Source organism: Jannaschia sp. L-14R, assembly GCF_056857695.1.
Genome location: NZ_JBSXNP010000011.1, coordinates 587,468 through 608,601 on the forward strand (window position 1 = coordinate 587,468; position 21,134 = coordinate 608,601).

Here is a 21,134-nt window from a genome sequence, read left to right on the forward strand (position 1 = left end):
GAGCACGTCGGAGATAAAGGTAAGTGTCTGCATCTCAGGTGATCACGAAATCGATGATGAGTAGATCGCTGACGGCATTCGGTCCGGTCAGCAGTTGAACCCGCCGCAGCAGTTGCGCGCGCAGGTGCAGAAGTGCCGTAGGGTCCTCTAGCCGGGCGATGGAAATCGCGCGCAGGTAGGTCGCGAAAATATCCAGGATGCGGGGCTGAAGAGACGCCACATCGGTTCGTCGGTCATCCAGTTGAAGGTAAGCGCGGAACCGGAGTTGGCGGACAGAACCCGCACCGCCGACCGACACCATCAGCGGGTCGAGTTCAAGATAAATGGGCGCATCCGATGTCGCGGTGTCGTAGCCGCCGGCGTCGCCCTGTTCAGGTATCGGCTTTGCCATGTCCTGCCCGCCGCCGACCATTCCGGAAAAAGTCGCGTAGAATCCGCCGCCACCCAGCGCGAGCACAAGAATCAGGGTCGCGATCCACCCCATTTTTCCCATGCCACGGCGTGGCTTGCCGGTCGCCTTGTCGGCAGAATCGTCGGTGTCGCGCATACCAGCATCCTCGTGAGTTCCGCATTTGTCCTACCCGACTGGTGACTAACCGAATGTTAATGGAATTGCGGAATCCTGTGCATCGACGCCCAGAACGGGTGCATCGCATCCCGGAGGATCGCACGTGGAGAATCTGACAACCTTCTGGCAGGGGCAGGACAAGCGTCGGCTTGGCGTGCTTGCCGTCGCGACCCTGCTGGCATTCCTGTCGGTGTTTTTCCTGACCCGTTTGGCCACCGCTCCCCGGATGGAACTGCTTTTCGCACGGCTCGATCCATCTGCCGCGGCGGAAGTGATCGCAAACCTGGATACGAGAGGCGTCGCCTATGAAATCACGGGCGATTCAATCTATGTCGACGGTGCTGAGCGCGATGAGTTACGGATGCAACTGGCGGGCGAAGGCCTGCCGCGCATGGATGGCACCGGCTATGAATTGCTCGACGGGCTCAGTGGGTTCGGAACCACTTCGCAGATGTTCGACGCCGCCTATTGGCGCGCCCGCGAAGGCGAGCTGACGCGAACGATTCTGGCATCGCCGGGGGTCAAGCTGGCACGGGTCCATCTGGCCACAGCCGATTCGTCGCCATTTTCACGTGACCGTACGGCCACCGCCTCGGTCACGGTGCAGATGACATCGGGCGCGGTCGGATCGTCGCTGGCCCGTGCGGTCCAGTCGCTGGTGGCCGGTGCCGTCCGTAACCTGGTGCCCGAGGACGTGACAGTGATCGATGCCGCCAGCCGTCGCGTGGTCGGCGGCGGGACTGTCGACACCGAAGCAGAGGAGCGCGATTCGCGAATTGCGGAGATGCGTGCTGCGGTCGAAAATCTTTTGACTGCACGGGTCGGCGACGGGCGATTCGTTGTCGAAGTCGCGGTCGAGACACGCAAGGACCGGGAGACGATCACCGAACGCGTGCTGGACCCAGACAGCCGCGTGGTAATCAGCACCGATACGGAGGAGCGAACCGCCTCCGACCGGGGCGGAGCGGGCGCGGGCGTTACAGTGGCCAGCAACCTGCCCGAGGGCGACGCCGCCGACGGGGGCGGCAACGAAAGCAGCAACGCCGAGACGCGGGAACGGGTCAACTACGACTTTTCGGCCACTCAGCGACAGATCGAGCGGGCACCCGGTGCAATCGACCGTCTGACCGTGGCCGTCATGGTAGACGGGCTGCGCGAACCGGCCGCCGATGGAACAATTGTGTGGACGCCGCGCACCGGGGAGGAACTGTCGGTCATTCGCGAGCTGGTCGAATCGGCAGTCGGTTTCCGAGCCGATCGTGGCGATGTGGTCACCGTTCGTACCATGCAGTTCGAGCAGCTTGATGAGCTGGGCAATGTGGCTCCGGGTCTGTCCCTGCCATGGCTCAGCGGCGGACAGGTGACGCAGATGGTGACGGCGGGTCTGCTGGCTCTTGTTGCGATTGGAGTTATGGCCTTTGTCGTGCGCCCCGTTCTGAACAGGGTGATGACGCCGCAATTGACCAATCGGAGTGCAGCTGCTTCGACGGCCCTCGGTCCCCCGTCAGCCAATTCGGCAGCCGCCCCGTTGGAACTTTCCGCACCCGGTGCGGTCAAGCCTACACCTCTGTCCGATCTCGGCGACCTGCCGAACATGGGCGACTTGCCCGATCTTTCAGACCTGTCTGCGCTGCAAACCCTGTCCGAAAGGGACAAGGAGGATGTCACGTCGAGTGACGATCCGGTCGATCGCCTGCGGCGTCTGATCACGGATCGCCGGGAGGAAACCATCGAAGTCCTGCGCGGATGGATGGACGACACGCCCGGTGAGGTCCGGTGATGGCCCTGAGGCTAGAAGATTTCGGCGCCTGCGGACAGGCGCCTGGGATGGCCTCCGTCGACCATGCCATCGACCGGTTCGACGATGGCTACAACGCGGGATGGGATGACGCCATGGCTCAGGTCGAAGCGGAGCAATCCCGCGTCGCTGCGCAATTGGCCGAACGTCTGACCGGGTTGGAACGGGATCAGCGCGCGGCTATGACGACTGCGCTGATGACACTGGAGCCTGCTCTCCGCGACGTGTTCGACAAACTTCTGCCCAGCACGGTCGAACGGGCCTTTCTGCCGATCCTGCTGGAGGAGGTGGAGGCCGTTCTCGATGCCGGGACGGAATGTCTTACGCTCGTGGTCGCGCCCGAAGACGCGGCTCCGGTTGCGCGCCTGCTGGAGCGGGGCGGCATCGCGGCAGAACGCGTCACCGTCACGTCAGAGCCTGCCTTGTCGATGTCCCAGGCGTTGATCCGGTGGACGGGTCAGGAGCGTCAGATCGACCTGGAGGGCGTGCTGACCGCGCTGGACGATGCGCTCGAAACCTTTCTTGCAACGATGGACCGGGGGCAGGATGCCGCCGGCCTTAAGGAGGCCCTGAATGGCTGATCCGACCCAAGACACGAAATCCGCCATGTCCCGTGTTCCTGTCGAGATCACAATCTCGGTCGGACGGGCACATCCGACGGTAGCGGAACTTCTGACGCTGAAGCGTGACGCCATCCTGACACTGGACCGCGGGCTGACGGACCCGGTCGAACTGTATGCGGGCGACCGCCTGATCGCCCGCGGCGAACTCCAGGAGATGGACGGCGAACCGTCCGGTCGCCTTGCCGTTCGTCTGACCGAAGTAGCCGAAACGGATGGCATTGCGTGAGATTTCTGTTTGGCCTCGTTCTCACCGCAATGCTGACCCTGTCCGGAACGGCCAACGCGCAGGAACTGGGGATAGAACTTGGCGAAGGCACGCTGACCCTGCGAACGGTCCAGCTGATCGCGCTGCTGACAGTTCTGAGCCTCGCCCCAGGCATTGCGATTACCGTGACCTGTTTTCCGTTCATCGTAACGGTTCTTTCAATCATGCGACAGGCCATCGGGTTGCAGGCGTCACCGCCTAACATGCTGATTGTCAGTCTGGCGATGTTCCTGACCTATTTCGTGATGGAGCCTGTTGCGATGGCCGCCTGGGACGTCGGGGTCGGCCCGTTGACGCGCGGCGAAATGGACGCGAGTGAGGCGATCCCCGCCGCAGTCGAGCCGTTTCGCGTCTTCATGGCAAACCGCGTCGACGCCAATACGCTGGCGCATTTGCAGGATCTCCGCCCCGGAACGGAACCCGGCGCACTTTCCGTTCTGGTGCCATCTTTCCTTTTGTCGGAAGTCAGTCGGGCGTTTCAGATCGGGTTCCTGGTCTTCATGCCTTTTCTGATCATCGATATGGTCGCCGCCGCGATCCTGATGTCGATGGGCATGATGATGGTGCCACCGGCAATCGTTTCACTGCCCTTCAAACTCGCATTCTTCGTTGTGGTGGATGGCTGGACATTGGTGTCCGGCGCGCTGGTGCGAAGCTATCTCTGACAAGGATTTCTCATGCCAAATACTGCCGGTAAACCCGCCGTACCCCTGACCCGAGCTGCCGCCGCGTCGCCCGCCAGCAACGCCGAAAAGGCACACGCACTGATCGCTATGCTTGGCACCGGGGGAACCAATGCGACGTCTATCGCACCCGAGCGCCTGCGTGACTGGGCCCGCGATCTGGTCGAAACCGTCGAAGGACGCGCCGGAATGGCGCAGACCCCGGCGCCCTCACCTGCTGCGCCCAAGACAACACGCGTCTTTACCAAGCCGGCGCCCCGCCTGCGTCTTGACCCGGTGGCACCGACAGCGGATGCGTCAGAACCGGTGCGGCGACCGACCGTCGGGCCGCGCCTGACGCTAACGGCTCCCGAGCCGTATCGGCCTGATCGTCGGGCCGAAACGCCGTTGCAATCCACCATGCTCGCCCCCGACTCCGTACACAGACTGATTACTGAGACGTTCGACACGGCCAGCATGGCACGCGAACATCCGGCGGTGATTGCCATGAGCCTGATGGGCAAGCCATCGCTGGAACAGGCCAGCGACCTGCGCGCATTGCCGGGCGGACAGGTTCGGGCTGTGCATCGCGCCTTGCGTCAGCTTGAACAGGGGGCACGGTAAGGCGCGCAACTGTCCAGCGAACGAGCGCGCGCCCCAGGGGGTATCGGACACACTGACATGCGCCGTTGAATCAACGTGAGAACTTTTTGTATTTGACCCGCGTCGGATTCAGCGATTCCGGTCCCAGACGTCGGGCCTTGTCTTCTTCGTAGGCCTCGAAGTTACCCTCGAACCACTCGACATGCGCATCGCCTTCGAACGCGAGGATGTGCGTGCATAGCCGGTCGAGGAAGAAACGGTCGTGGCTGATGACCACGGCACAGCCCGCGAATTCCGCAATGGCGTCTTCCAGCGCGCGCAGCGTCTCCACGTCCAGATCGTTGGTCGGTTCGTCCAGCAGCAGAACATTTCCGCCGTCTTTCAAGAGCCGTGCCATATGGACGCGATTGCGCTCACCGCCTGACAGGATGCCGACCTTCTTCTGCTGGTCTGCGCCCTTGAAGTTGAATGCCCCGCAATAGGCGCGGGAGGCGATCTCAGCGTCGCCCAGCTTGATCAGTTCGGCCCCGCCGGAAATCGCCTGCCAGACATTCTCGTCCGGGTTAAGATCATCACGCGACTGATCGACGTAGGACAGCTTGACCGTATCACCGAATTCGACAGTTCCGGTGTCGGGCTGCTCCTGCCCCGTCAGCATGCGAAACAAGGTCGATTTACCCGCTCCGTTCGGCCCGATGACTCCGACAATGCCGCCCGGAGGAAGCGAAAACGAAAGGTTTTCAAACAACAGCTTGTCGCCATAGGCCTTGGTCAGATTATCGACCTCGATTACCTTGCTTCCCAGGCGCGGGCCATTCGGAATGATGATCTGGGCCTTGCCGACCAACTCCTTCTCGGAGCGGTCCGCCATTTCGTGATAGGCTGCGATCCGGGCTTTGGACTTCGACTGTCGCGCCTTGGCCCCGGCGCGCATCCATTCCAGTTCCCGCTCCAGCGTCTTGGTACGCGACTTGTCCTCTTTGGCTTCCTGCGCCAATCGCTTGGCTTTCTGTTCGACCCAGGATGAATAGTTGCCTTCGTAGGGAATGCTGCGGCCCCGCTCCAGTTCCAGAATCCAGGTCGTGATGTCATCGAGGAAGTAACGGTCGTGTGTTACGATCAGGATCGTACCCTTGTAGTCGATCAGGTGTCGCTGCAACCAGGCGATCGTCTCGGCGTCCAGGTGGTTCGTCGGCTCGTCCAGCAATAGCATGTCCGGCGCTTCCAGCAGCAGCTTGCACAGCGCAACACGACGGCGTTCGCCACCCGACAGGTTTGCCGGACTCGCATCATCTGGGGGGCAGCGCAGTGCCTCCAGAGCGATGTCGACACGACTGTCCAGATCCCAGAGGTTCTGACTGTCGATGACGTCCTGCAGACTGGCCATCTCCTCGGCGGTTTCATCCGAATAATTCATGGCAAGTTCATTGTAACGGTCGAGGATGGCCTGCTTCTCGGAGACGCCCAGCATGACGTTCTCGCGCACCGTCAGACTGTCGTCGAGGTTCGGCTCCTGCGGCAGGTAACCGACTTTCGCGCCCTCTGCGGCCCATGCCTCGCCCTGGAAGTCCTTGTCCTGTCCGGCCATGATCCGCATCAGGGTCGACTTGCCGGTGCCGTTAACGCCGACGACGCCGATCTTGACGCCGGGCAAGAACGACAAGCGCACGTTTTCGAACACCTTCTTGCCGCCGGGATAGGCCTTGGACACGCCGTCCATGTGATAGACGTATTGATAGCTCGCCATGCTGGAATTCCTCCGGTTTCGGGGTATGGCCGCCATGTATATCGCCACCCGCGCGGGGGCAATGCGCCCGGCGTAACCTGCGGTCGCAGCCGCCATCGGCGGGCGCCAGGCCGTCGCGTGCCGCAGTACCGACGCCGGGAATCGAAGCGGTTGATTGGCCGCTGCCGCCAGATTTCCGGCCTTCAGCGAGCGTGTTCCCCAGACAGCAACGCGCGCACGGGCCAGTTCGGTCGGCGTTTCGCACGATGCGCGACGCTCGGTTATGGGCATGGCGGCGGGAGGTGATGAACGGCATCTGAACCTCGGATGCACTTTGTTCATGACCTCGCGCGCTGAAGAGGCCGACAATCGCGCCCTTGCGCGATGGGTGCGGTAAGGTGTTGATGACGCGATGCGCAACGGCTTTCCCATTGCCCGACCGGGGCAGATAATCGGCCTCTTGGGCGGGTCTTTCGACCCGGCCCATGCCGGTCATGGTCACATCACCCGCGAGGCGATCAAGCGTCTGGGTCTTGACCGGGTATGGTGGCTGGTCAGTCCGGGCAATCCGCTCAAAACGCAGGGCCCGGCATCGCTGGATCGTCGTATGGCGCAGGCACGTAGCGTTATCGACAATCCACGCGTCGTCGTCACCGATCTCGAGGTGCGGCTGGGCACCCGCTATACGGCACACACGATCGCAGCGTTGCAGGCGCGATACCCGGGTGTGCGGTTCGTCTGGTTGATGGGGGCGGACAATCTGGCGCAGTTCCACCATTGGGACCATTGGCGCAGCATTCTTGCTGCCGTGCCCGTCGCTGTATTGGCCCGGCCCGGCGATCGCGCGGCGGCGCTCAGCTCTCCGACCGCGACGATCTATCGAAACGCGCGAATTCCGACCGAGGCGGCGCAAGGGCTAGGGCGGCAAACGCCCCCGGCGTGGACCTTCCTGAATGTGCCGATGAACACCACCTCGTCCAGCGCGATCCGCGCGGAGGGTGGCTGGCGCTAGGCCGTGACCCAGTAACCTTGGGCCATATCGGACGGATGCGGATGCCACAGCGGCGGGGGTGCGACGCGGCGGTTTTTTGAACCTGAGACGACCCGCCTGCCCGGTCCGGATTTCCTAACATCTTCCGACCGTGTTTCGCGGGCGAAGGGTTATTGCGATCTGCCGGACGCTTCATGCCGCGGTCACCACAGGCTGGCATATGCGCTGCGGCACCCCTGCGGTCTGCGACGACTTGGGGCCGTTTCGGACAGGGTTGTCGATCCGGGTCGGGCCTCGGGGACGGCCGCCCAGGTTGGACCTGCCGACAGGAGCCTTGGACAAAGTGCTTTGGTGCGCCCTGTGCACTAGGACCGGGCTTAGGCTATCCGGCTTAGAAGGCTCCGGCACAGGCGCATCCGCGTACGGGTCACGGCCCCAAGGCCTCCGCGCGCCGCATCGGCCAAAAGTACGCGGTTCAGCGCTTGCACTTTCAGGGCAAGACGCCCCGCGTCGGTTCTGTCGTTAAAATGGCGCAGTTGCAGCATCCGGTGTCCCAATGCACGGCGCCGCGCATTCGCTGTGATTCTGTCAACCCCGCTTGTGTCACAGACATAAAGCGGCTGTCTCAGGACTGCAGGCGGGCCCAGACGCAGAAGGCGTAGATACAACTCCCAATCCTGAACCGCCGGCATATCGGGGGCAAAAGGTTCCGCGCGGATCATGTCGGTCCGCACCATGAGGCCGCTGGTTCCGCCGAAGGTATTGCGCGCCGCAATCCCCCGCGTGGCTTGCCGTGGCAACACGAACCGACGACCGGCTTTCGTGCGAAATCCGGTGACCGAAAAGCCCCGTGCACCGGCTTGCATCGCTGTGCGCTGCAGCCGCAATTTGTCCGGCAGGAATACATCGTCGGAGTCGAGAAATGCGACCATGGCCGCACGTGCCGAGGCGACACCGAGATTTCGGGCGGTCGGTGCGCCGCGGCGCATATCGCAACGTATAAGAGTAATCGCGTCGCCGAATATACGGTTAATCCTGTCCGCATCTTCCCCATCGGATGCGTCGTCGACCACGATGACCTCGACCGAAACGCCCTCCTGCGCCAAGGCCGACCGAACGGCAGCGGCGGTCGACGCGACCCGGTTTCGCATCGGGATGACGACCGAAACCTCGGGCCACAGTGTCATGTCAGCCGACGCCGGGCTGCGCGATCATTCGCAGCAGATGCCTGGTGATTTTCTGGATCTCCCGATCCGTTACGATATCTGTGCCGGGGTAATGTTTCGCATCCTGTTCCACCCGTCGCAGGAACAGATCTTCGCGGTCGAAATATGTGCGCGCAATTTCTCGGTTACCGTCCTCCTGCGCCTCCATCAGAGTATAGCGATCCTTGGGGTTAAGGTAATATTTCCCCCGTTTCGGCAGATCCGCAGCAAAGGGGAGCGCAGCCGCCATCGTCAGCCATTCGCGAAGCCTGGTGTTGTGACCACTGGGCTGGTTGGGGAAGTTCATCTGGCGCTTGAACTCCACGAAGGTGCGGTTGAGCGCGACATTCTGATCGCCGGCTGCATCGAATCCGTCGCACCAATCGACGCCGAGCCAATTCAGGAAATATTGCTCCACAGGGGTGTCCATCGATTCACGCTCGAAGGTGCGGACCATGATATTGTCGGCACCGAAAACATCGGCCCAGACCGCAAGGCGCTGGCGATAATCAAGCATCCAGTGGCGTTCCTCGATAAACGAAGCGATCTCATGCTGATAGCCGGTGGACAGGACATGTTCGCCATACATCGATTCGATGAACAGGTCCTGCCTGCGCAGCATCACGACGATCCGCACATCCGCGTCGCCGCAGGCCGCACGGACCTTTTTGGCATAGTGGTAAAGGGCCGGTTCGGGGTCTGTTGCCGGATCGTTCTTTCGCTTGATCATGTGACGAAAGAACGGTTCGGCGCTGATAAGAATGCGGTCATCTTCGCCTGCCAATTCCATCGCCTTGGCGAAGAATGCGGTGGCACAGTCGAAATCCAATTTGTCGTCCCGCCCGGCGATCGCATGGGCGATACGGTGGTGCGCATAATGTCTGGGCGCGCCGACGATGTTCTGCTGAGGATAGAATAGCCCTACCGCGCGCAGTGCCTTGCGATTCTTGGCCAGGAAATGCTGAAGCGTCGTCGTCGCCGTCTTGTGCGTTCCGATATGAAGGTAAAGTGTTTTAGACACCGAAACCCGTCCTTGCCCTGGCGCGGGCGATGAAGAAAACCTCCTGCGCTGCGATGAACCAATAGGTTAGCCAGTCGCGGTTCGCTTTGGCAAAACGGCGGGCGACACGGTAGTGGTGCCGCCGCCATCGCAGCGCATTTTCGGGACCATAGGCATTGAAGATCTGACGGTGCTTACTCCAGATATGGCACCACGATTGCCAGACCTGCATTGCGCCCCGCGCACGATCGTCTTTGTAATATATGCATTGCGGCGCATCGGATTCGATCCGACGAAAGCGGCCGCACTTCTGGACGAACCGAACGAAGAAATCGAGGTCCTGCAGGCGCGGCAAGGCCGTGTCGAAAGGACCAACAGTGCGGAAAGTCTCGGTCGTACCCATCATCAGCCAGAGATAGCCGCCGAAGCGCGCATTCAGCAGCTCCTCCATGTGATGATCGCCTTCCGGTGGCGTCATCAGCTTGGGTGCGTCCTCGCTGGGCCACAGCCAGTGAAAATTGGTGAAGACCAACACTCCGTCGACCGCTTCGGGACCGTTCTCCGCGACCAGACGCTCCAGCATCTGAAACTGCCGGTCCATCATTTCGGGGTATTTCTCATCGTCGGCATCCAGCCAGGTCAGATAGCGGCCCCTTGCCTCGGCGACGAGACGGTTGCGGCTGAACGGTCGGCCCCTATTGCGGTCATTGACCAGCAGGCGGATATTGGGATGCTGCCGTTGCAAACCGGCGATGATCGCCCGTGTTTCGTCCGTCGAACCGTCGTCGCAAAGCAGGATTTCGACCTGCGCGGTTGTCGTCTGGGTGATGATGGACTGAACGCTGCGTGCGATCTCTCCTGCGGAATTATAGACCGGGATGCAGACAGTAATGTCGATCTGGCCACAGGGATCGGGGTGCATCGGGTCAGTCATGCGCCACCTGTACAAGCGACCGGATCAGGTCTTCCCAATGGTCGGCTATGACCTCGGGGTCGAACCGTTCGACCGACTTCGGGGCCGCGGCGGCAAGGCGAGTGCGTAAATAGGCGTCAGTCATCATTTTCTCAAGCTCCACTGCGAAACCGCGCGCCCGTCCGCCGCGGGGGTTGGCCAGCAGTCCGTTGTATCCGTGCTGCACCAGTTCATTCGTGCCTTCGCAGGTCGCGAATCCGACAACCGGCAGACCGACGGACAGCGCCTCGGCGGTCACCAGCCCGAAGCCTTCGTGTCGGGACGGCATGGCAAGAATGCGTGCGGCAGCATATTCAGACATGATCTCGGGCGTTGGCTTGTGGATTTTCAGCCGCTTCACTCCGGCCAAACGGATGCGGCGCGACAAGCTGGACTTCAGCGGACCGTTGCCGAAAATCCGCACTTCCCAATTCGGAAATCGATCCTCCAGCATCGCCCAGGCTTCGATCAGAGACTGATGGTCCTTGGCATCCGCCAACCGTCCGACGGCCAGAATGACATTCGGCTCATCCGGGCTTTCGCGAACGTCCGCCAGTGGCCCTTCATAGCGTTTCACCATATTCGGGATGACGCGTGTTTTCGCGGCCGCCTCCGGGAGCGGCAGCTGACGCACGAAGGACGGCAGCAACACCGTGACCGCATCGGAGAACCGCAGCGAGAGCCGCCGCATCTTCCTGTCCATCCTGTTCTGGTTCCAGCGCTTGGGGTCGGCCCCGAATTCCCGCTTCGGGACATTGTGAACCGACGCGACGGATTTCACCGGTAATCCCAGTACAGCCAGCGACATGTAGGGAAACATCGAGGGCATGAACCCGATCACCACGTCTGGCCTGGTGTCTCGCAGAATGCGGCGCAACCGCAGGACCATCGGCACGAACTGCACCAGCCAGATCGGAATGGAGGCGATCTTGCTGCGCGCGGCGATACCCCGGGCGCGATCCAGGACAGGCGCTTTCCGACGGCGCGAATGGCGGGGGCGGGCATCGACCCGTTCGATCCCGAATCGCAACGGATAAAAGCTGGGTCCGTTGCGTCCCTCGTGTGTGATGACGGTAACCCGGTACCCGCGTTCGTGAATGATGCGGGATACATCGGCCAGAACCCGTTCGGCACCGCCGGACACGCCGTGAAGCGCTTCGATCGCGAAGGCCACGTGCAGCGGGCGTGCGGTCAATTGTCGACGTTTCGGAACCCCCGGCTTAACGTTGCATTCATAGGTTGTGTTCATATCTCGAGCCATGATCGAGTTATCTCCACCTGTCCTTTCAAAAGGGTTAATGGATGAGGCGACAATCGCGTCGCCCATCCGAATGCCATCTAGGCAAGGCGAAAACCTGACGGTCGCCGTGGCGATGGCCACCTTCAACGGCAGTCGGTTTCTCCTGGAACAACTCGAATCATTGGCAACCCAGACGCGTCTGCCCGATCTGTTGCTGGTCAGCGATGATGGCTCGACCGATGACACGCGCGACATCGTGCTGCGGTTTGCCGAAACCGCGCCGTTCGCCGTTCACATGCTTGATGGACCCTGCACGGGTTATGGCGCGAACTTCGCTTCCCTGCTCGAACGGATGCCCGGTCACGTCGACGTCGTTGCCCTGTCGGATCAGGACGACATCTGGTTGCCCGGGAAGATCCGGGCTGCTGTGGATGCGCTTGCGCAGATCACGAAAGGCCCAGCGCTTTATGGCGGACGCTCGGTCGAGACGTCCGAGACGATGGTCCGGCGTCGCCTCTCCCGCGCGCCCGGTATCGAACCGTCATTTCGTCATGCGCTGGCCCGCAACATCGCCGGCGGCAACACGATGGTACTGAACCGTCCGGCCGTCGACCTAATGCGACATGCCGCGTCAAAGTTGCGCGCCGATCCTGTTCACGACTGGTGGATTTATCAGATAGTGACCGGATGCGGCGGTGCCGTCATTTTCGATGACCGTCCGGGCATTCTCTACCGGCAGCACGGCGGCAACCAGATCGGTGCAAACGGCGGTTTTTCGGCGTGTCTCGCGCGCCTTCGTGGCATGATCAACGGACGATACCGCGACTGGACCGATGCGAACCTTGCCAACCTGCATGCGGTCCGGGACAACCTTCGGCCCGACTGCGCCCAACTTCTCGATCAGGTGACCGCGCTCCGGTCGCTTCCCATTTTGACCCGGGTTTTGGCCTTCGCACGAACCGGCATTCACCGCGATGGCAGGCTGGGACAGGCAGGTATGTGGGCCTCGGTCCTGACCGGACGGTTTTAGAACAGCACGCCCCTGGGGGCTTGAACGTCCGCCCCCCTCCGGTCCAAGTAGCCCCGGAGGGACGAGGGGGCACATGGGCGATCTGCTGGCCGGACTGACCGAAGCGTTTCGCATGATCGTGACGCTGGATGCGGAACTGATCGAAATCACACTTCGATCGCTGCGGGTAACGCTGACGGCGCTGGCGATTTCCTGTCTCGTCGGGCTGCCCCTAGGAGGATGGCTGGCGGTGCGTCGCTTCCGTCTGCGGCGGGCGGTCATCGCCACGATGAACGCCCTTATCGGATTACCGCCTGTGGTCGTGGGCCTGGTGGTCTATCTGTTTCTGTCACGGTCCGGGCCGTTGGGGGTTCTGGGCCTTTTGTTCACACCGACGGCGATGATTATTGCGCAGATCATCATCATCACGCCGCTGGTCGCCAGCATCGCCTATCAGGCAATGCGAGATCTCTGGTCCGACTATCACGACCTGCTGATTTCGATGAACGCAACGCGGGGTCAGCGCATCGTCACCTTGCTGATCGACGCCCGCCGCGCCCTTCTGACGGCCGCGCTCGCCGGGTTCGGACGCGCCATCGGCGAGGTCGGCGCGATCATGATCGTCGGTGGCAATATCGACGGTGCGACGCGCGTTCTTACGACGGCCATTGCACTTGAAACCGGGCGCGGCGACTTTGCCCTGGCGTTGGGGTTGGGCATCATCCTGATCGCGCTGGCGCTGATCGTGTCCTGGGGCAGCCACTGGGCGATGCGAACCGAACGGCAGGGCACATGGTAGCGGCGCTCCCCCTGACCCTGACCGGCGCAACCCTGCGACGGCAGGGCAAGACACTGATCGGGCCGGTTGACCTGACGCTCGGACGCATCGGCGTGACAGTCGTGATCGGGCCGAACGGGTCGGGCAAGACGTCGCTGCTTCGGATGATGCACGGATTGCAACGAACTGCGGACGGGCACGTCGGCTGGTCGGTTGCCGACGCGATCGCGCGCGAACGGCAGGCCTACGTGTTCCAGCGCCCCATCGCTCTCCGGCGTTCGGTTCTGGCCAATCTGATGTTTCCCCTGCGTTTGCGGGGTGCGTCCCGCGCGCAGGCCGAAGCACGGGCCCGCGCAATTGCCGATCGTTTCGATCTGACCGCGATGCTGGCGCAGCCCGCGCCGTCGCTGTCGGGAGGTGAAATGCAACGGTTGGCACTGGCCCGCGCCCTGATCACCGAACCCGAAATCCTGTTCGCGGACGAACCCTGTGCGGCGCTCGATGGGCGGGCCACGCGGCAGATCGAGGCGCTGCTGGCCGGGACGGCGGCGGCAGGCACTCGGCTGGTGATGGCCACCCATGACATGGGGCAGGCGCGTCGTCTTGCGTCCGATGTCATATTTCTCTTGCATGGCCGGATACACGAAACAGGGCCTGCCGAGACCTTCTTCGCAGCCCCCGCAACACCCGAGGCCAAAGCCTTCCTGAATGGAGATATCGTCGAATGATCCGTGCACTTCTACTGTCTGTCCTGTTCCTCTCCACCGGCTCCGCTTCGGCGGAAACGATGAGGCTGGCCGTCACGACATCGTTCGAAAATTCCGGTCTGGCCGATATTCTGCTGCCCCAGATCGCGGCGGACACCGGCATAGACATCGAACTGATCGTGGTCGGCACGGGACAGGCCCTGCGCCTGGGCGAAGCGGGGGACGTCGACGCGGTTCTGGTTCATTCCAAAGCTGCAGAGGAGGCCTTCGTCGCCGCTGGCAACGCTACGCACCGGCGCGAGATCATGTATAATGATTTTGTCATCATTGGCCCCGGCGATGATCCTGCCGGTATCGCACAAGCCGGGGACGCGCCTGAGGCATTGGCCCGGATCGCAACCGCGCAAGCTCCATTCGTCAGCCGTGGCGACGACAGCGGCACCCATAAGGCCGAGCTGGCCCTATGGAATGCGGCGGGTATCCCGACCGAAGGCGATTGGTACCGCCCGGTCGGGGCGGGTATGGGGGCCGCGCTGAATACGGCGGTCGGCATGGGGGCTTATGTCCTGTCGGACCGGGCAAGCTGGCTGAAGTTCGGGAACAAGGACGGCATGTCGATCCTGTTCGAAGGCGACCCGGCGATGTTCAATCAATATGCCTATTTGCCCGTAAACCCTGCCCGATACGATCACATCAAGGCTGGGGCCGCCGCCAGACTGGAGGACTGGCTGGTCTCCGAGCGGGCCGAAGTGCTGATCAACGGCTACCGCGTGGCGGATGAGCAATTGTTCACCTTCAACGCCGAACGCTGATCGGCACTACTCCTCGCCGTGAACGGCGACCTGCTCGATCTCGGCCTCGCGTGCGTCGAGAATACGGAACGTCTCTGTCACGCCTGCCTCGCCCAACTGTCGCGCAACGGTCAGGACCCGGTTCGCATCGACACCGTCACACAGGTCGATCATCGCGTCGATTTCCTGAGTCGCAACGGGATAGGCCGCCTCAGGCGAAGGCGCGCCGTGCATCTGGACAAAATGATCGGCAAGGTCGGCGATCAGCGCCTCGCGCTCCGCAGGTTCAATGCGGGTGACGGCGACAAAGGTGACGCGTCCGAAAGTTTCCAGACCCAGCCAGCCGTTTGCGAAGGCCTGCCGTGCCTTGCCCGCCAGATCGCCCTCCGACCAGTTCGAAAATTCGAACCCGCCGGCGATGCACCATTCGCCGGTGCGGGCCGGCACATGATAGACGTTCCGATCGCTGTCGTCGAAATGGATCGCGCGGGCGAGGTTCATGGCGTTTCCAGCAGGTCTGTCAGGGGGTCCATTGTGGTCGCGTCCCCGTCGCGACGCAAGCGACCGAACGATTCGTCCAGCCCTATGAAGGCCGCGTCCTTCGATTCCCGCTCCCAGGAACAGCCCGTCAGGTCGACATGCAGCGATTCCGGCCCGTCGTCCCATTCCGAAAGACGATGCAGCAGGTGCCGGGACCAGGATTCCAACAGGTCTTCCGGCGTGACATCCCCGCCCCCTTCCGACCAGAGCGCGGTGACATCAATGTCGCCATCGACAGGTAGAAATCGAAATATCAGGTGACTGACGATCCAATCCGGCACGGCCTCCGCCTGCCCGGCGGAGGCTATGATCCGCGACCGTCCGGCTTCGGCACCATTCAGAAGAATTCGCCCGTCCCACGTCAGGTGGATCGGCAGTTCGGGTGGACCGATCGCGCCCAGCGCATCACGCAAGGCCATCGCGCTCAGAGGCAACATCTGTATTGCCCGCGACAGTGCCACGTCCGGAGCCAGCACCAGACCAACCTCAAGTGCGTCACCGCCGCGCCAGCAGATCAACCCTCCGTCACACCCCGCGCGTGCCTGTGCGATGGCCGCCGCCCGAGGATCGGGCGCCATGATACCGCGCAACATCGGCGGAAAGGTAAGGTCGCCGATGATCTCAGGCATGACCCATTTCGACCAACTTGCGGGCCAGCACACGATAGGCTTCTGCCTGTGGGCTTTCGGGTTTCGATGCCACCACGGGGGCGCCGCCGTCCGCCGCCACGCGGATTGAAAGATGCAGCGGAATTTCGGCCAGAAGGGGAATACCCAGCTTCTCGGCCTCCTTCGCGACACCGCCGTGGCCGAAGATATGTTCCTCATGTCCGCAGTTCGAACAGATATGCGTCGACATATTCTCGACCATACCGACGACCGGCACGCCCATTTGCTTGAACATGTCGATACCCTTGCGCGCGTCGATCAGGGCGACATCCTGCGGGGTGCTGACGATCACCGCGCCATCGACCGCATACTTTTGTCCCAGCGTCATCTGCACGTCGCCGGTGCCGGGCGGCAAATCGACGATCAGCACATCCAGCGTGCCCCACTGGACCTGAGTCATCATCTGCTGCAATGCGCCCATCAGCATCGGGCCGCGCCAGACGACAGCCTGATCCTCGTTCGTCATCAGGCCCATCGACATCATCGTGACGCCATGGTTGCGCAGCGGCAGGATTGTTTTGCCATCGGGCGATTGCGGCCGCCCGGACACACCCAGCATGCGGGGCTGCGACGGGCCATAGACATCTGCATCCAGCAGACCGACGCGACGGCCCTCGGCAGCCAGCGCGACGGCAAGATTTGCCGACAGAGTCGATTTTCCGACACCACCCTTGCCGCTGGCGATGGCCATAATACGGGCCACACCCGGCACCGACTGTGGCCCCGTAGGTGCAGCGGTGGCGCGAGCGGGCTTCAGGTCGGGCGGGGCCTTGTCGCTGTGTGCGGTCAGCAGAACAGTAGCTTTGACCATGCCGGGCATTGCCGAAAGTGCCGTTTCGGCAGCGTCACGCACCGGGGTCATGACGGTGGCCTGATTGGGCGCGATTTCCATCACGAACCGGGCTTCGCCGCCATCGACCGACAGCGCGCGGACCAGACCGGCAGACACGATGTCGCCACCACCGGGTGCATCAATGGTTTTCAAAACCGCGAGGACATCCTCGCGCGATGGTGCGCTCATTCCGGAGTGCCGGTGATCGTGCCGGTCACGACATGCTCAAGCTCCAGACCGTCGATCGTCAGGACGACTTTTGCATTGAACGGGCCGGAATGGCCGGAGGCGCGCGCGGCCTTTTCTATTTCCTGCTGCGAGGTCACGCCGACCTGCTTGAGGAACTTGCGCATGGACATGTTGAAATCGTCGGACATCGGTATCTCCTAGTTCAGATAATCGTCGCTGGTCCGCGTCTTGGGGCGCGGCTTTGACTGAAACGGGTTGTCGGTGGAATGCGCCATCGCGTTTACGCGACAGGTATCGCACATCCGGATCATCCGGGCCTTTTCCGCGCCGAACATAGGGTGCTTGTCTGCCAGCATTCCGGCGATCCGCTCGATGGTGGAGGCGACGCCGAACGGCTTGCCGCATTCGACACATTCGGCGGGTTCTTCCTGGTTCAGAATTCGCGGTGACAGGGCGTCGGGCGACAGGTTCAACTGCGGCTGCAAGGTGATCGCCGTCTCGGGGCAGAGCGAGGCGCAGAGACCGCATTGCAGGCAGGCGTCTTCCTGAAAGCGCAATTCGGGCCGGTCAGGATTGTCCATCAGCGCGCCCGACGGGCACAGGGACACGCACGACAGGCAGAGCGTGCAGGCGTCGGTATCGACGATCACGGCACCATAGGGTGCGCCCTTGGGCAGGGGCAGGACCGGCGTGTCATCGTGCATCGTCGCCGCCGCGACGCGCGTGACCTGACGGCGCGTACCCAGCGGCAGGATGGTATCGTAATCGACCGGTGAAAATGCTTCGCCTGTCGCGTGTTCCAGCGCATCCGGATCGGCAACCTCCGCCAGCCGTACGGCATCGCGCCCGGCCAGCGCGTTGGCCAACATGATCTGGCCGTTGATCGGGTCGCGTTCCGTTTGAGGTGAAGGCAGGATGTCGACGCGCGCGAAGCCCGCCCCCAGCGCGGCCATCATCTCGGCGTGACCGAAGACAGCGATGGCGGGCAGGTGCAGCGGCACGGCGTGGTCTGGCAGGCCCCCGCCGTGCCGGGCGGACAGGGCGATCATCTCGCGCCCGTAGTCGTCATGCACCAGCAGGGTCGGCGTCACACCATGTTTGCGGAACGTCCGGGCCAGCACCTCGATCCGGCGGAAGATGTCGTCGACGGGCGGCGCGTCATAACTCACCGCACCCGACGGACAGACCGACGAACAGGCCCCGCAGCCGGCGCAGGCCATCGGGTCGATGGTCACGTGGTCGCCGTCGGGCAGGATCGCTCCGGTCGGGCAAAGATCGAGGCAATTCGTGCATCCGGTGATCCCCGCCCGCGAATGGGCGCAGAGCGACGGCTCGGTGCGGACGTGCAGGACTTTCTCGAATGTGCCGACCATCTGGCTGGCTTCCAGCACCGCGTCTGCCACGGCCAACGGGTTCTTCGGGTCGGGGCGAAGATAACCGTCCCGCTTGTGGTGTGCGGGAAACAGCGGCGTGCCGCCGGTCAGATCCAGAATTACATCGCAATGGGATTTTGCGCCATCGCGGGGGGCACCAAACGTGATCTCCGCCCCGGATGGGTCGATCTGCCTCAAGGCGTCCAGCGTTATTTCGAACCCGCCAAGTGCGCCTGACGCGCGACAGATGCGGCCCGAAACGGCATCGAAGCGGCGATCCTGAGGTGCGTCCGCCCCTTCGGGCAGCAGTACGGTCACAGTAAGCGCGTCCTGCAATCGCGTCGCCGCCGCCAGGGCGAGGTCGGCCGGCCCGACAATCAGGCACAGACCTTCGGATACGACATCCAGCACTCGCGGTTCGGGAGGGGTCAGGGCGGCTTCGGCCAGCAATGCGGCCTGCTTGGGCATCGGATCGCCCCCGCCCCAACTAGCCCGGTCGCGAATATCGGTGAATCGGGGGGCCGGGGCACCGACCTCCTGCGCCAGAGCAGTCAGGGCCTCGGCCTCCTGCCCGCAGGCCATGATCGTATCGACGTCGGCAAAGGCACGGGCGACAACATCCGGTGCGGCCAGGCACAAGGCATCGTGAACACGGGAGCAGGTGCGTCCGGTCGCCGTCGACAGGCCATCGGCGTCAAGCGTCTGCGACCCCGCACAACTGCACAGGACAAGGTGTCCGGCCATTCCAATCTCCCTCTGTTCCCGCAGATCAGATGGCCACGGTGCGGGCTGGGTTGCAAGGCGATGCCAGCAAAGAGATCAAGATTCCCCTTTTCATGACCAACCTTTCTGCGTCACCATAGGTGCCATGTCCCAGGCCCCCAAGATCGTGGAAATGCCCGTCGGCGTCGTGATGCGCCGCAGCCCCGGTGTGACCCGCTGGATCGCGCATGTCTGGACCTTGGCAGGCATCGTCCCGCGCGCGCCCGCCGCAGATTGGCGGATGACGCGCACGGATGGGGACGTAATCGAATATCACGCCGCCACCCTGACGTTGCAACTTCATCGCAAGGACACCGACAGTCTGGTGCAAAACCTGACGTCGCAGGTGCCATCGGTGTGGGTCGGGCTGCGCGGAGGCGGGCGGCCCGATCCGGTTCTGGTCACCGCTTCGCCCTTCGAGGCAAGCTTTCATGAGATCGACGCCGAGGACCGGGTCGAGAAGGTCGCGATGCCCGCGGGCATGATCGAATGGGTCGAGGCTTTCGTGGCCCTGCATCACCAAGACGAGCCGTTCATCAAACGCCGCCGCGACAAGCATCGGCAGGGCGATGCGCAGGATGGCATCGGCGATGCGCGCATCATTCAACCCGCCGACGTCTGGCGTACGCCGCAATCGCTGAGGGCGCGGAAATGAGCGATTTCTGGTCCCGTCGAAAGCAAGCGGTCGCAGACGCGCAAAAGGCCGAAACCGCTGCCGCGACTGAGGCCAGGGAATCCGAAATCCTGAAGGTCGAACGCGCCACCCAGGACGGGATGACCGAAGCGGAATTGTTGAAGCACCTGAACCTGCCCGACCCGGACACCATCAAATCCGGAGACGACGTGGCCGCCTTTCTGGCCAAGGTCGTGCCGACCCATATTCGCAATCGTGCGCTGCGCAGTCTCTGGCGGTCGAACCCCGTATTGGCCTGCGTCGACGGTCTGAACGATTATGACGGGGACTTTACCGGAAACGGCTTGAATGGCGGCGCTTTAAAGACATCCTACGAGGTCGGAAAAGGTATGGCCGCTCACGTCAAGCGCGTCGTGACGTCGGTTTCCGACGAAAAGACTCTGGAAAATGAGACTCAGCCCATTGAAAAGAAACTGCTTGCAGAAAAGCCGGTTGCCGTGAAACCCTCGGAATGTGAGGTCGCGGAGGAGGAGTTCGCGACCCTGCCGGTGATGCCATCCCCACGGATGCGCTTCACCTTCGAGGAGGAAAGTGACGCATGAACGCCAGCGCTTCCGCGCGACCGGGGCAGCCGTCCCAGGAGGACCGCCTTCGCGCGGATCTCTATAATTATCTTGGGTTGGTATTGGCGCGTCCGATGGATCGGATGACACTGGACCAGACGGCGGCCCTGCAAGGCGACGATACGCCTCTGGGGCAGGCGATCAACAGGTTGGCGAAAGCCGCCCGTACCGCCGACCCGTCTGCTGTGCGCCATGAATACAACGATCTATTCATCGGCATGGGGCGCGGCGAATTGCTGCCTTACGCCAGTTTCTACCTGACCGGTTTCCTCAATGAAAAGCCACTGGGCGCGCTGCGCCGCGATTTCGCCGCGCTGGGCCTGGCCCGTGCCGACGGCGTGTTCGAACCCGAAGACGGGATCGCTTCACTGATGGAAGTGCTGGGCGCGATCATCGTCGGGCGGTTCGGCAATCCGCTGACCTTGTCGCGTCAGCGCGATTTCTGGGCCAGGCATGTTGCGCCATGGGCAGGTCACTTTTTCGCCGATCTGGCGAAAGCCAAAAAAGCCTCTCTCTACGCCCGCGTGGGCGAAGTGGGGCGTGAATTCATGGAAATCGAACGCGAAGCGTTCCGGCTGGCGGCCGCCTGAGGGCC

Annotated in this window: 24 protein-coding genes; 13 read left to right on the plus strand and 11 right to left on the minus strand. The window is 62.7% G+C overall.

Annotation, left to right across the window (positions count from 1 at the left end; genetic code table 11):
* Nucleotides 1-34: 34 nt before the first annotated feature.
* Complete coding sequence (locus tag AC13C2_RS15640) at nt 35-547, minus strand: flagellar basal body-associated FliL family protein (protein ID WP_482887383.1); 513 nt, start codon at nt 545-547, stop codon at nt 35-37.
* Nucleotides 548-671: 124 nt separating this feature from the next.
* Here AC13C2_RS15640 and fliF point away from each other — a divergent pair, with 124 nt between their 5' ends.
* Genes fliF through AC13C2_RS15665 form a run of 5 tightly spaced genes read left to right on the plus strand, consistent with a single transcriptional unit; the run spans nt 672 to nt 4,540 of the window.
* The gene (fliF, locus tag AC13C2_RS15645) at nt 672-2,348 is read left to right on the plus strand and encodes a flagellar basal-body MS-ring/collar protein FliF (RefSeq protein ID WP_482887384.1); all 1,677 of its coding nucleotides are present in this window, start codon (nt 672-674) and stop codon (nt 2,346-2,348) included.
* Between the two features lie 47 nt (nt 2,349-2,395).
* The gene (locus AC13C2_RS15650; RefSeq protein ID WP_482887385.1) at nt 2,396-2,947 is read left to right on the plus strand and encodes a FliH/SctL family protein; all 552 of its coding nucleotides are present in this window, start codon (nt 2,396-2,398) and stop codon (nt 2,945-2,947) included.
* Nucleotides 2,940-3,215, plus strand: coding sequence for a FliM/FliN family flagellar motor switch protein (locus AC13C2_RS15655; RefSeq protein ID WP_339640530.1), 276 nt, complete (start codon nt 2,940-2,942; stop codon nt 3,213-3,215). The genes AC13C2_RS15650 and AC13C2_RS15655 overlap by 8 nt, the downstream gene beginning before the upstream one ends.
* 29 nt (nt 3,216-3,244) lie before the next feature.
* Nucleotides 3,245-3,919 carry a flagellar type III secretion system pore protein FliP gene (gene fliP / locus AC13C2_RS15660; RefSeq protein WP_482887617.1) on the plus strand — a complete coding sequence of 225 codons (675 nt, stop codon included), beginning with the start codon at nt 3,245-3,247 and terminating at the stop codon, nt 3,917-3,919.
* A 12-nt stretch (nt 3,920-3,931) separates the two neighbouring features.
* Nucleotides 3,932-4,540 (plus strand): hypothetical protein, encoded by a 609-nt coding sequence (locus AC13C2_RS15665; RefSeq protein WP_482887386.1) that lies wholly within the window; start codon nt 3,932-3,934, stop codon nt 4,538-4,540.
* 70 nt (nt 4,541-4,610) lie between these two features.
* Here the strand turns inward: AC13C2_RS15665 and ettA are convergent, their stop codons facing one another.
* Nucleotides 4,611-6,266 carry an energy-dependent translational throttle protein EttA gene (gene ettA / locus AC13C2_RS15670; protein ID WP_092761120.1) on the minus strand — a complete coding sequence of 552 codons (1,656 nt, stop codon included), beginning with the start codon at nt 6,264-6,266 and terminating at the stop codon, nt 4,611-4,613.
* A gap of 391 nt (nt 6,267-6,657) precedes the next feature.
* Here ettA and AC13C2_RS15675 point away from each other — a divergent pair, with 391 nt between their 5' ends.
* Nucleotides 6,658-7,257, plus strand: a complete 600-nt coding sequence (locus AC13C2_RS15675; RefSeq protein ID WP_482887387.1) for a nicotinate-nucleotide adenylyltransferase — start codon at nt 6,658-6,660, stop codon at nt 7,255-7,257.
* Between the two features lie 356 nt (nt 7,258-7,613).
* Here the strand turns inward: AC13C2_RS15675 and AC13C2_RS15680 are convergent, their stop codons facing one another.
* The 4 genes from AC13C2_RS15680 to AC13C2_RS15695 are packed head-to-tail and all read right to left on the minus strand — an operon-like array spanning nt 7,614 to nt 11,642.
* Complete coding sequence (locus AC13C2_RS15680) at nt 7,614-8,423, minus strand: glycosyltransferase family 2 protein (protein ID WP_482887388.1); 810 nt, start codon at nt 8,421-8,423, stop codon at nt 7,614-7,616.
* A gap of 1 nt (nt 8,424) precedes the next feature.
* Nucleotides 8,425-9,462: a hypothetical protein gene (locus AC13C2_RS15685; RefSeq protein WP_482887389.1), complete on the minus strand. Its 1,038-nt coding sequence runs from the start codon at nt 9,460-9,462 to the stop codon at nt 8,425-8,427.
* Nucleotides 9,455-10,375: a glycosyltransferase family 2 protein gene (locus tag AC13C2_RS15690; RefSeq protein WP_482887390.1), complete on the minus strand. Its 921-nt coding sequence runs from the start codon at nt 10,373-10,375 to the stop codon at nt 9,455-9,457. Before AC13C2_RS15690 ends, AC13C2_RS15685 begins: the two co-directional genes overlap by 8 nt.
* A complete protein-coding gene (locus tag AC13C2_RS15695; RefSeq protein ID WP_482887391.1) occupies nt 10,368-11,642 on the minus strand; it encodes a glycosyltransferase in 1,275 nt (424 codons plus the stop codon). The genes AC13C2_RS15690 and AC13C2_RS15695 overlap by 8 nt, the downstream gene beginning before the upstream one ends.
* A gap of 82 nt (nt 11,643-11,724) precedes the next feature.
* Here AC13C2_RS15695 and AC13C2_RS15700 point away from each other — a divergent pair, with 82 nt between their 5' ends.
* From AC13C2_RS15700 to AC13C2_RS15715, 4 genes are all read left to right on the plus strand, one after another.
* Nucleotides 11,725-12,663 carry a glycosyltransferase family 2 protein gene (locus AC13C2_RS15700; protein ID WP_482887392.1) on the plus strand — a complete coding sequence of 313 codons (939 nt, stop codon included), beginning with the start codon at nt 11,725-11,727 and terminating at the stop codon, nt 12,661-12,663.
* 73 nt (nt 12,664-12,736) lie between these two features.
* A complete protein-coding gene (locus AC13C2_RS15705) occupies nt 12,737-13,441 on the plus strand; it encodes an ABC transporter permease (RefSeq protein WP_339640539.1) in 705 nt (234 codons plus the stop codon).
* A complete protein-coding gene (locus AC13C2_RS15710; RefSeq protein WP_482887393.1) occupies nt 13,435-14,148 on the plus strand; it encodes an ATP-binding cassette domain-containing protein in 714 nt (237 codons plus the stop codon). The genes AC13C2_RS15705 and AC13C2_RS15710 overlap by 7 nt, the downstream gene beginning before the upstream one ends.
* The gene (locus tag AC13C2_RS15715) at nt 14,145-14,939 is read left to right on the plus strand and encodes an ABC transporter substrate-binding protein (protein ID WP_482887394.1); all 795 of its coding nucleotides are present in this window, start codon (nt 14,145-14,147) and stop codon (nt 14,937-14,939) included. Before AC13C2_RS15710 ends, AC13C2_RS15715 begins: the two co-directional genes overlap by 4 nt.
* Before the next feature lie 6 nt (nt 14,940-14,945).
* On the opposite strand, the gene AC13C2_RS15720 is transcribed toward AC13C2_RS15715, so the two are convergent.
* From AC13C2_RS15720 to AC13C2_RS15740, 5 genes are read right to left on the minus strand one after another with little or no spacing between them, the layout of a single operon-like run.
* Nucleotides 14,946-15,419 carry a DUF6505 family protein gene (locus tag AC13C2_RS15720; protein ID WP_339640542.1) on the minus strand — a complete coding sequence of 158 codons (474 nt, stop codon included), beginning with the start codon at nt 15,417-15,419 and terminating at the stop codon, nt 14,946-14,948.
* Entirely contained in the window at nt 15,416-16,087 is a 672-nt protein-coding gene (locus AC13C2_RS15725) for a biotin/lipoate--protein ligase family protein (RefSeq protein WP_092759555.1), read from the minus strand. The genes AC13C2_RS15720 and AC13C2_RS15725 overlap by 4 nt, the downstream gene beginning before the upstream one ends.
* Nucleotides 16,080-17,147, minus strand: a complete 1,068-nt coding sequence (locus AC13C2_RS15730) for an Mrp/NBP35 family ATP-binding protein (protein ID WP_092759553.1) — start codon at nt 17,145-17,147, stop codon at nt 16,080-16,082. Before AC13C2_RS15730 ends, AC13C2_RS15725 begins: the two co-directional genes overlap by 8 nt.
* Nucleotides 17,144-17,335 (minus strand): DUF6494 family protein, encoded by a 192-nt coding sequence (locus AC13C2_RS15735; RefSeq protein WP_092759551.1) that lies wholly within the window; start codon nt 17,333-17,335, stop codon nt 17,144-17,146. Before AC13C2_RS15735 ends, AC13C2_RS15730 begins: the two co-directional genes overlap by 4 nt.
* A 9-nt stretch (nt 17,336-17,344) precedes the next feature.
* Complete coding sequence (locus AC13C2_RS15740) at nt 17,345-19,264, minus strand: 4Fe-4S binding protein (RefSeq protein ID WP_482887395.1); 1,920 nt, start codon at nt 19,262-19,264, stop codon at nt 17,345-17,347.
* Nucleotides 19,265-19,388: 124 nt separating this feature from the next.
* On the opposite strand from AC13C2_RS15740, the gene AC13C2_RS15745 reads away from it, so the two are divergent.
* The 3 genes from AC13C2_RS15745 to AC13C2_RS15755 are packed head-to-tail and all read left to right on the plus strand — an operon-like array spanning nt 19,389 to nt 21,129.
* On the plus strand, nt 19,389-19,937 hold the full coding sequence (locus tag AC13C2_RS15745) for a DUF3305 domain-containing protein (protein ID WP_424337846.1): 549 nt from the start codon (nt 19,389-19,391) through the stop codon (nt 19,935-19,937).
* A complete protein-coding gene (locus AC13C2_RS15750) occupies nt 19,934-20,518 on the plus strand; it encodes a DUF3306 domain-containing protein (protein WP_482887396.1) in 585 nt (194 codons plus the stop codon). The genes AC13C2_RS15745 and AC13C2_RS15750 overlap by 4 nt, the downstream gene beginning before the upstream one ends.
* Complete coding sequence (locus AC13C2_RS15755; RefSeq protein ID WP_092759545.1) at nt 20,515-21,129, plus strand: TorD/DmsD family molecular chaperone; 615 nt, start codon at nt 20,515-20,517, stop codon at nt 21,127-21,129. Before AC13C2_RS15750 ends, AC13C2_RS15755 begins: the two co-directional genes overlap by 4 nt.
* The last annotated feature ends 5 nt before the right edge of the window (nt 21,130-21,134 follow it).

Bases quoted from the DNA above. Each gene is read 5' to 3' on its own strand.
- AC13C2_RS15730 (WP_092759553.1), bottom strand. From the start codon at position 17,147: ATGAGCGCACCATCGCGCGAGGATGTCCTCGCGGTTTTGAAAACCATT.
- AC13C2_RS15665 (WP_482887386.1), top strand. From the start codon at position 3,932: ATGCCAAATACTGCCGGTAAACCCGCCGTACCCCTGACCCGAGCTGCC.
- AC13C2_RS15650 (WP_482887385.1), top strand. From the start codon at position 2,396: ATGGCCTCCGTCGACCATGCCATCGACCGGTTCGACGATGGCTACAAC.
- AC13C2_RS15755 (WP_092759545.1), top strand. From the start codon at position 20,515: ATGAACGCCAGCGCTTCCGCGCGACCGGGGCAGCCGTCCCAGGAGGAC.
- ettA (WP_092761120.1), bottom strand. From the start codon at position 6,266: ATGGCGAGCTATCAATACGTCTATCACATGGACGGCGTGTCCAAGGCC.
- AC13C2_RS15745 (WP_424337846.1), top strand. From the start codon at position 19,389: ATGTCCCAGGCCCCCAAGATCGTGGAAATGCCCGTCGGCGTCGTGATG.
- AC13C2_RS15735 (WP_092759551.1), bottom strand. From the start codon at position 17,335: ATGTCCGACGATTTCAACATGTCCATGCGCAAGTTCCTCAAGCAGGTC.
- AC13C2_RS15690 (WP_482887390.1), bottom strand. From the start codon at position 10,375: ATGACTGACCCGATGCACCCCGATCCCTGTGGCCAGATCGACATTACT.
- AC13C2_RS15705 (WP_339640539.1), top strand. From the start codon at position 12,737: ATGGGCGATCTGCTGGCCGGACTGACCGAAGCGTTTCGCATGATCGTG.
- AC13C2_RS15725 (WP_092759555.1), bottom strand. From the start codon at position 16,087: ATGCCTGAGATCATCGGCGACCTTACCTTTCCGCCGATGTTGCGCGGT.
- AC13C2_RS15695 (WP_482887391.1), bottom strand. From the start codon at position 11,642: ATGAACACAACCTATGAATGCAACGTTAAGCCGGGGGTTCCGAAACGT.
- fliP (WP_482887617.1), top strand. From the start codon at position 3,245: ATGCTGACCCTGTCCGGAACGGCCAACGCGCAGGAACTGGGGATAGAA.
- AC13C2_RS15740 (WP_482887395.1), bottom strand. From the start codon at position 19,264: ATGGCCGGACACCTTGTCCTGTGCAGTTGTGCGGGGTCGCAGACGCTT.
- AC13C2_RS15640 (WP_482887383.1), bottom strand. From the start codon at position 547: ATGCGCGACACCGACGATTCTGCCGACAAGGCGACCGGCAAGCCACGC.
- AC13C2_RS15715 (WP_482887394.1), top strand. From the start codon at position 14,145: ATGATCCGTGCACTTCTACTGTCTGTCCTGTTCCTCTCCACCGGCTCC.
- AC13C2_RS15655 (WP_339640530.1), top strand. From the start codon at position 2,940: ATGGCTGATCCGACCCAAGACACGAAATCCGCCATGTCCCGTGTTCCT.
- AC13C2_RS15680 (WP_482887388.1), bottom strand. From the start codon at position 8,423: ATGACACTGTGGCCCGAGGTTTCGGTCGTCATCCCGATGCGAAACCGG.
- AC13C2_RS15710 (WP_482887393.1), top strand. From the start codon at position 13,435: ATGGTAGCGGCGCTCCCCCTGACCCTGACCGGCGCAACCCTGCGACGG.
- AC13C2_RS15750 (WP_482887396.1), top strand. From the start codon at position 19,934: ATGAGCGATTTCTGGTCCCGTCGAAAGCAAGCGGTCGCAGACGCGCAA.
- AC13C2_RS15700 (WP_482887392.1), top strand. From the start codon at position 11,725: ATGCCATCTAGGCAAGGCGAAAACCTGACGGTCGCCGTGGCGATGGCC.
- AC13C2_RS15720 (WP_339640542.1), bottom strand. From the start codon at position 15,419: ATGAACCTCGCCCGCGCGATCCATTTCGACGACAGCGATCGGAACGTC.
- AC13C2_RS15675 (WP_482887387.1), top strand. From the start codon at position 6,658: ATGCGCAACGGCTTTCCCATTGCCCGACCGGGGCAGATAATCGGCCTC.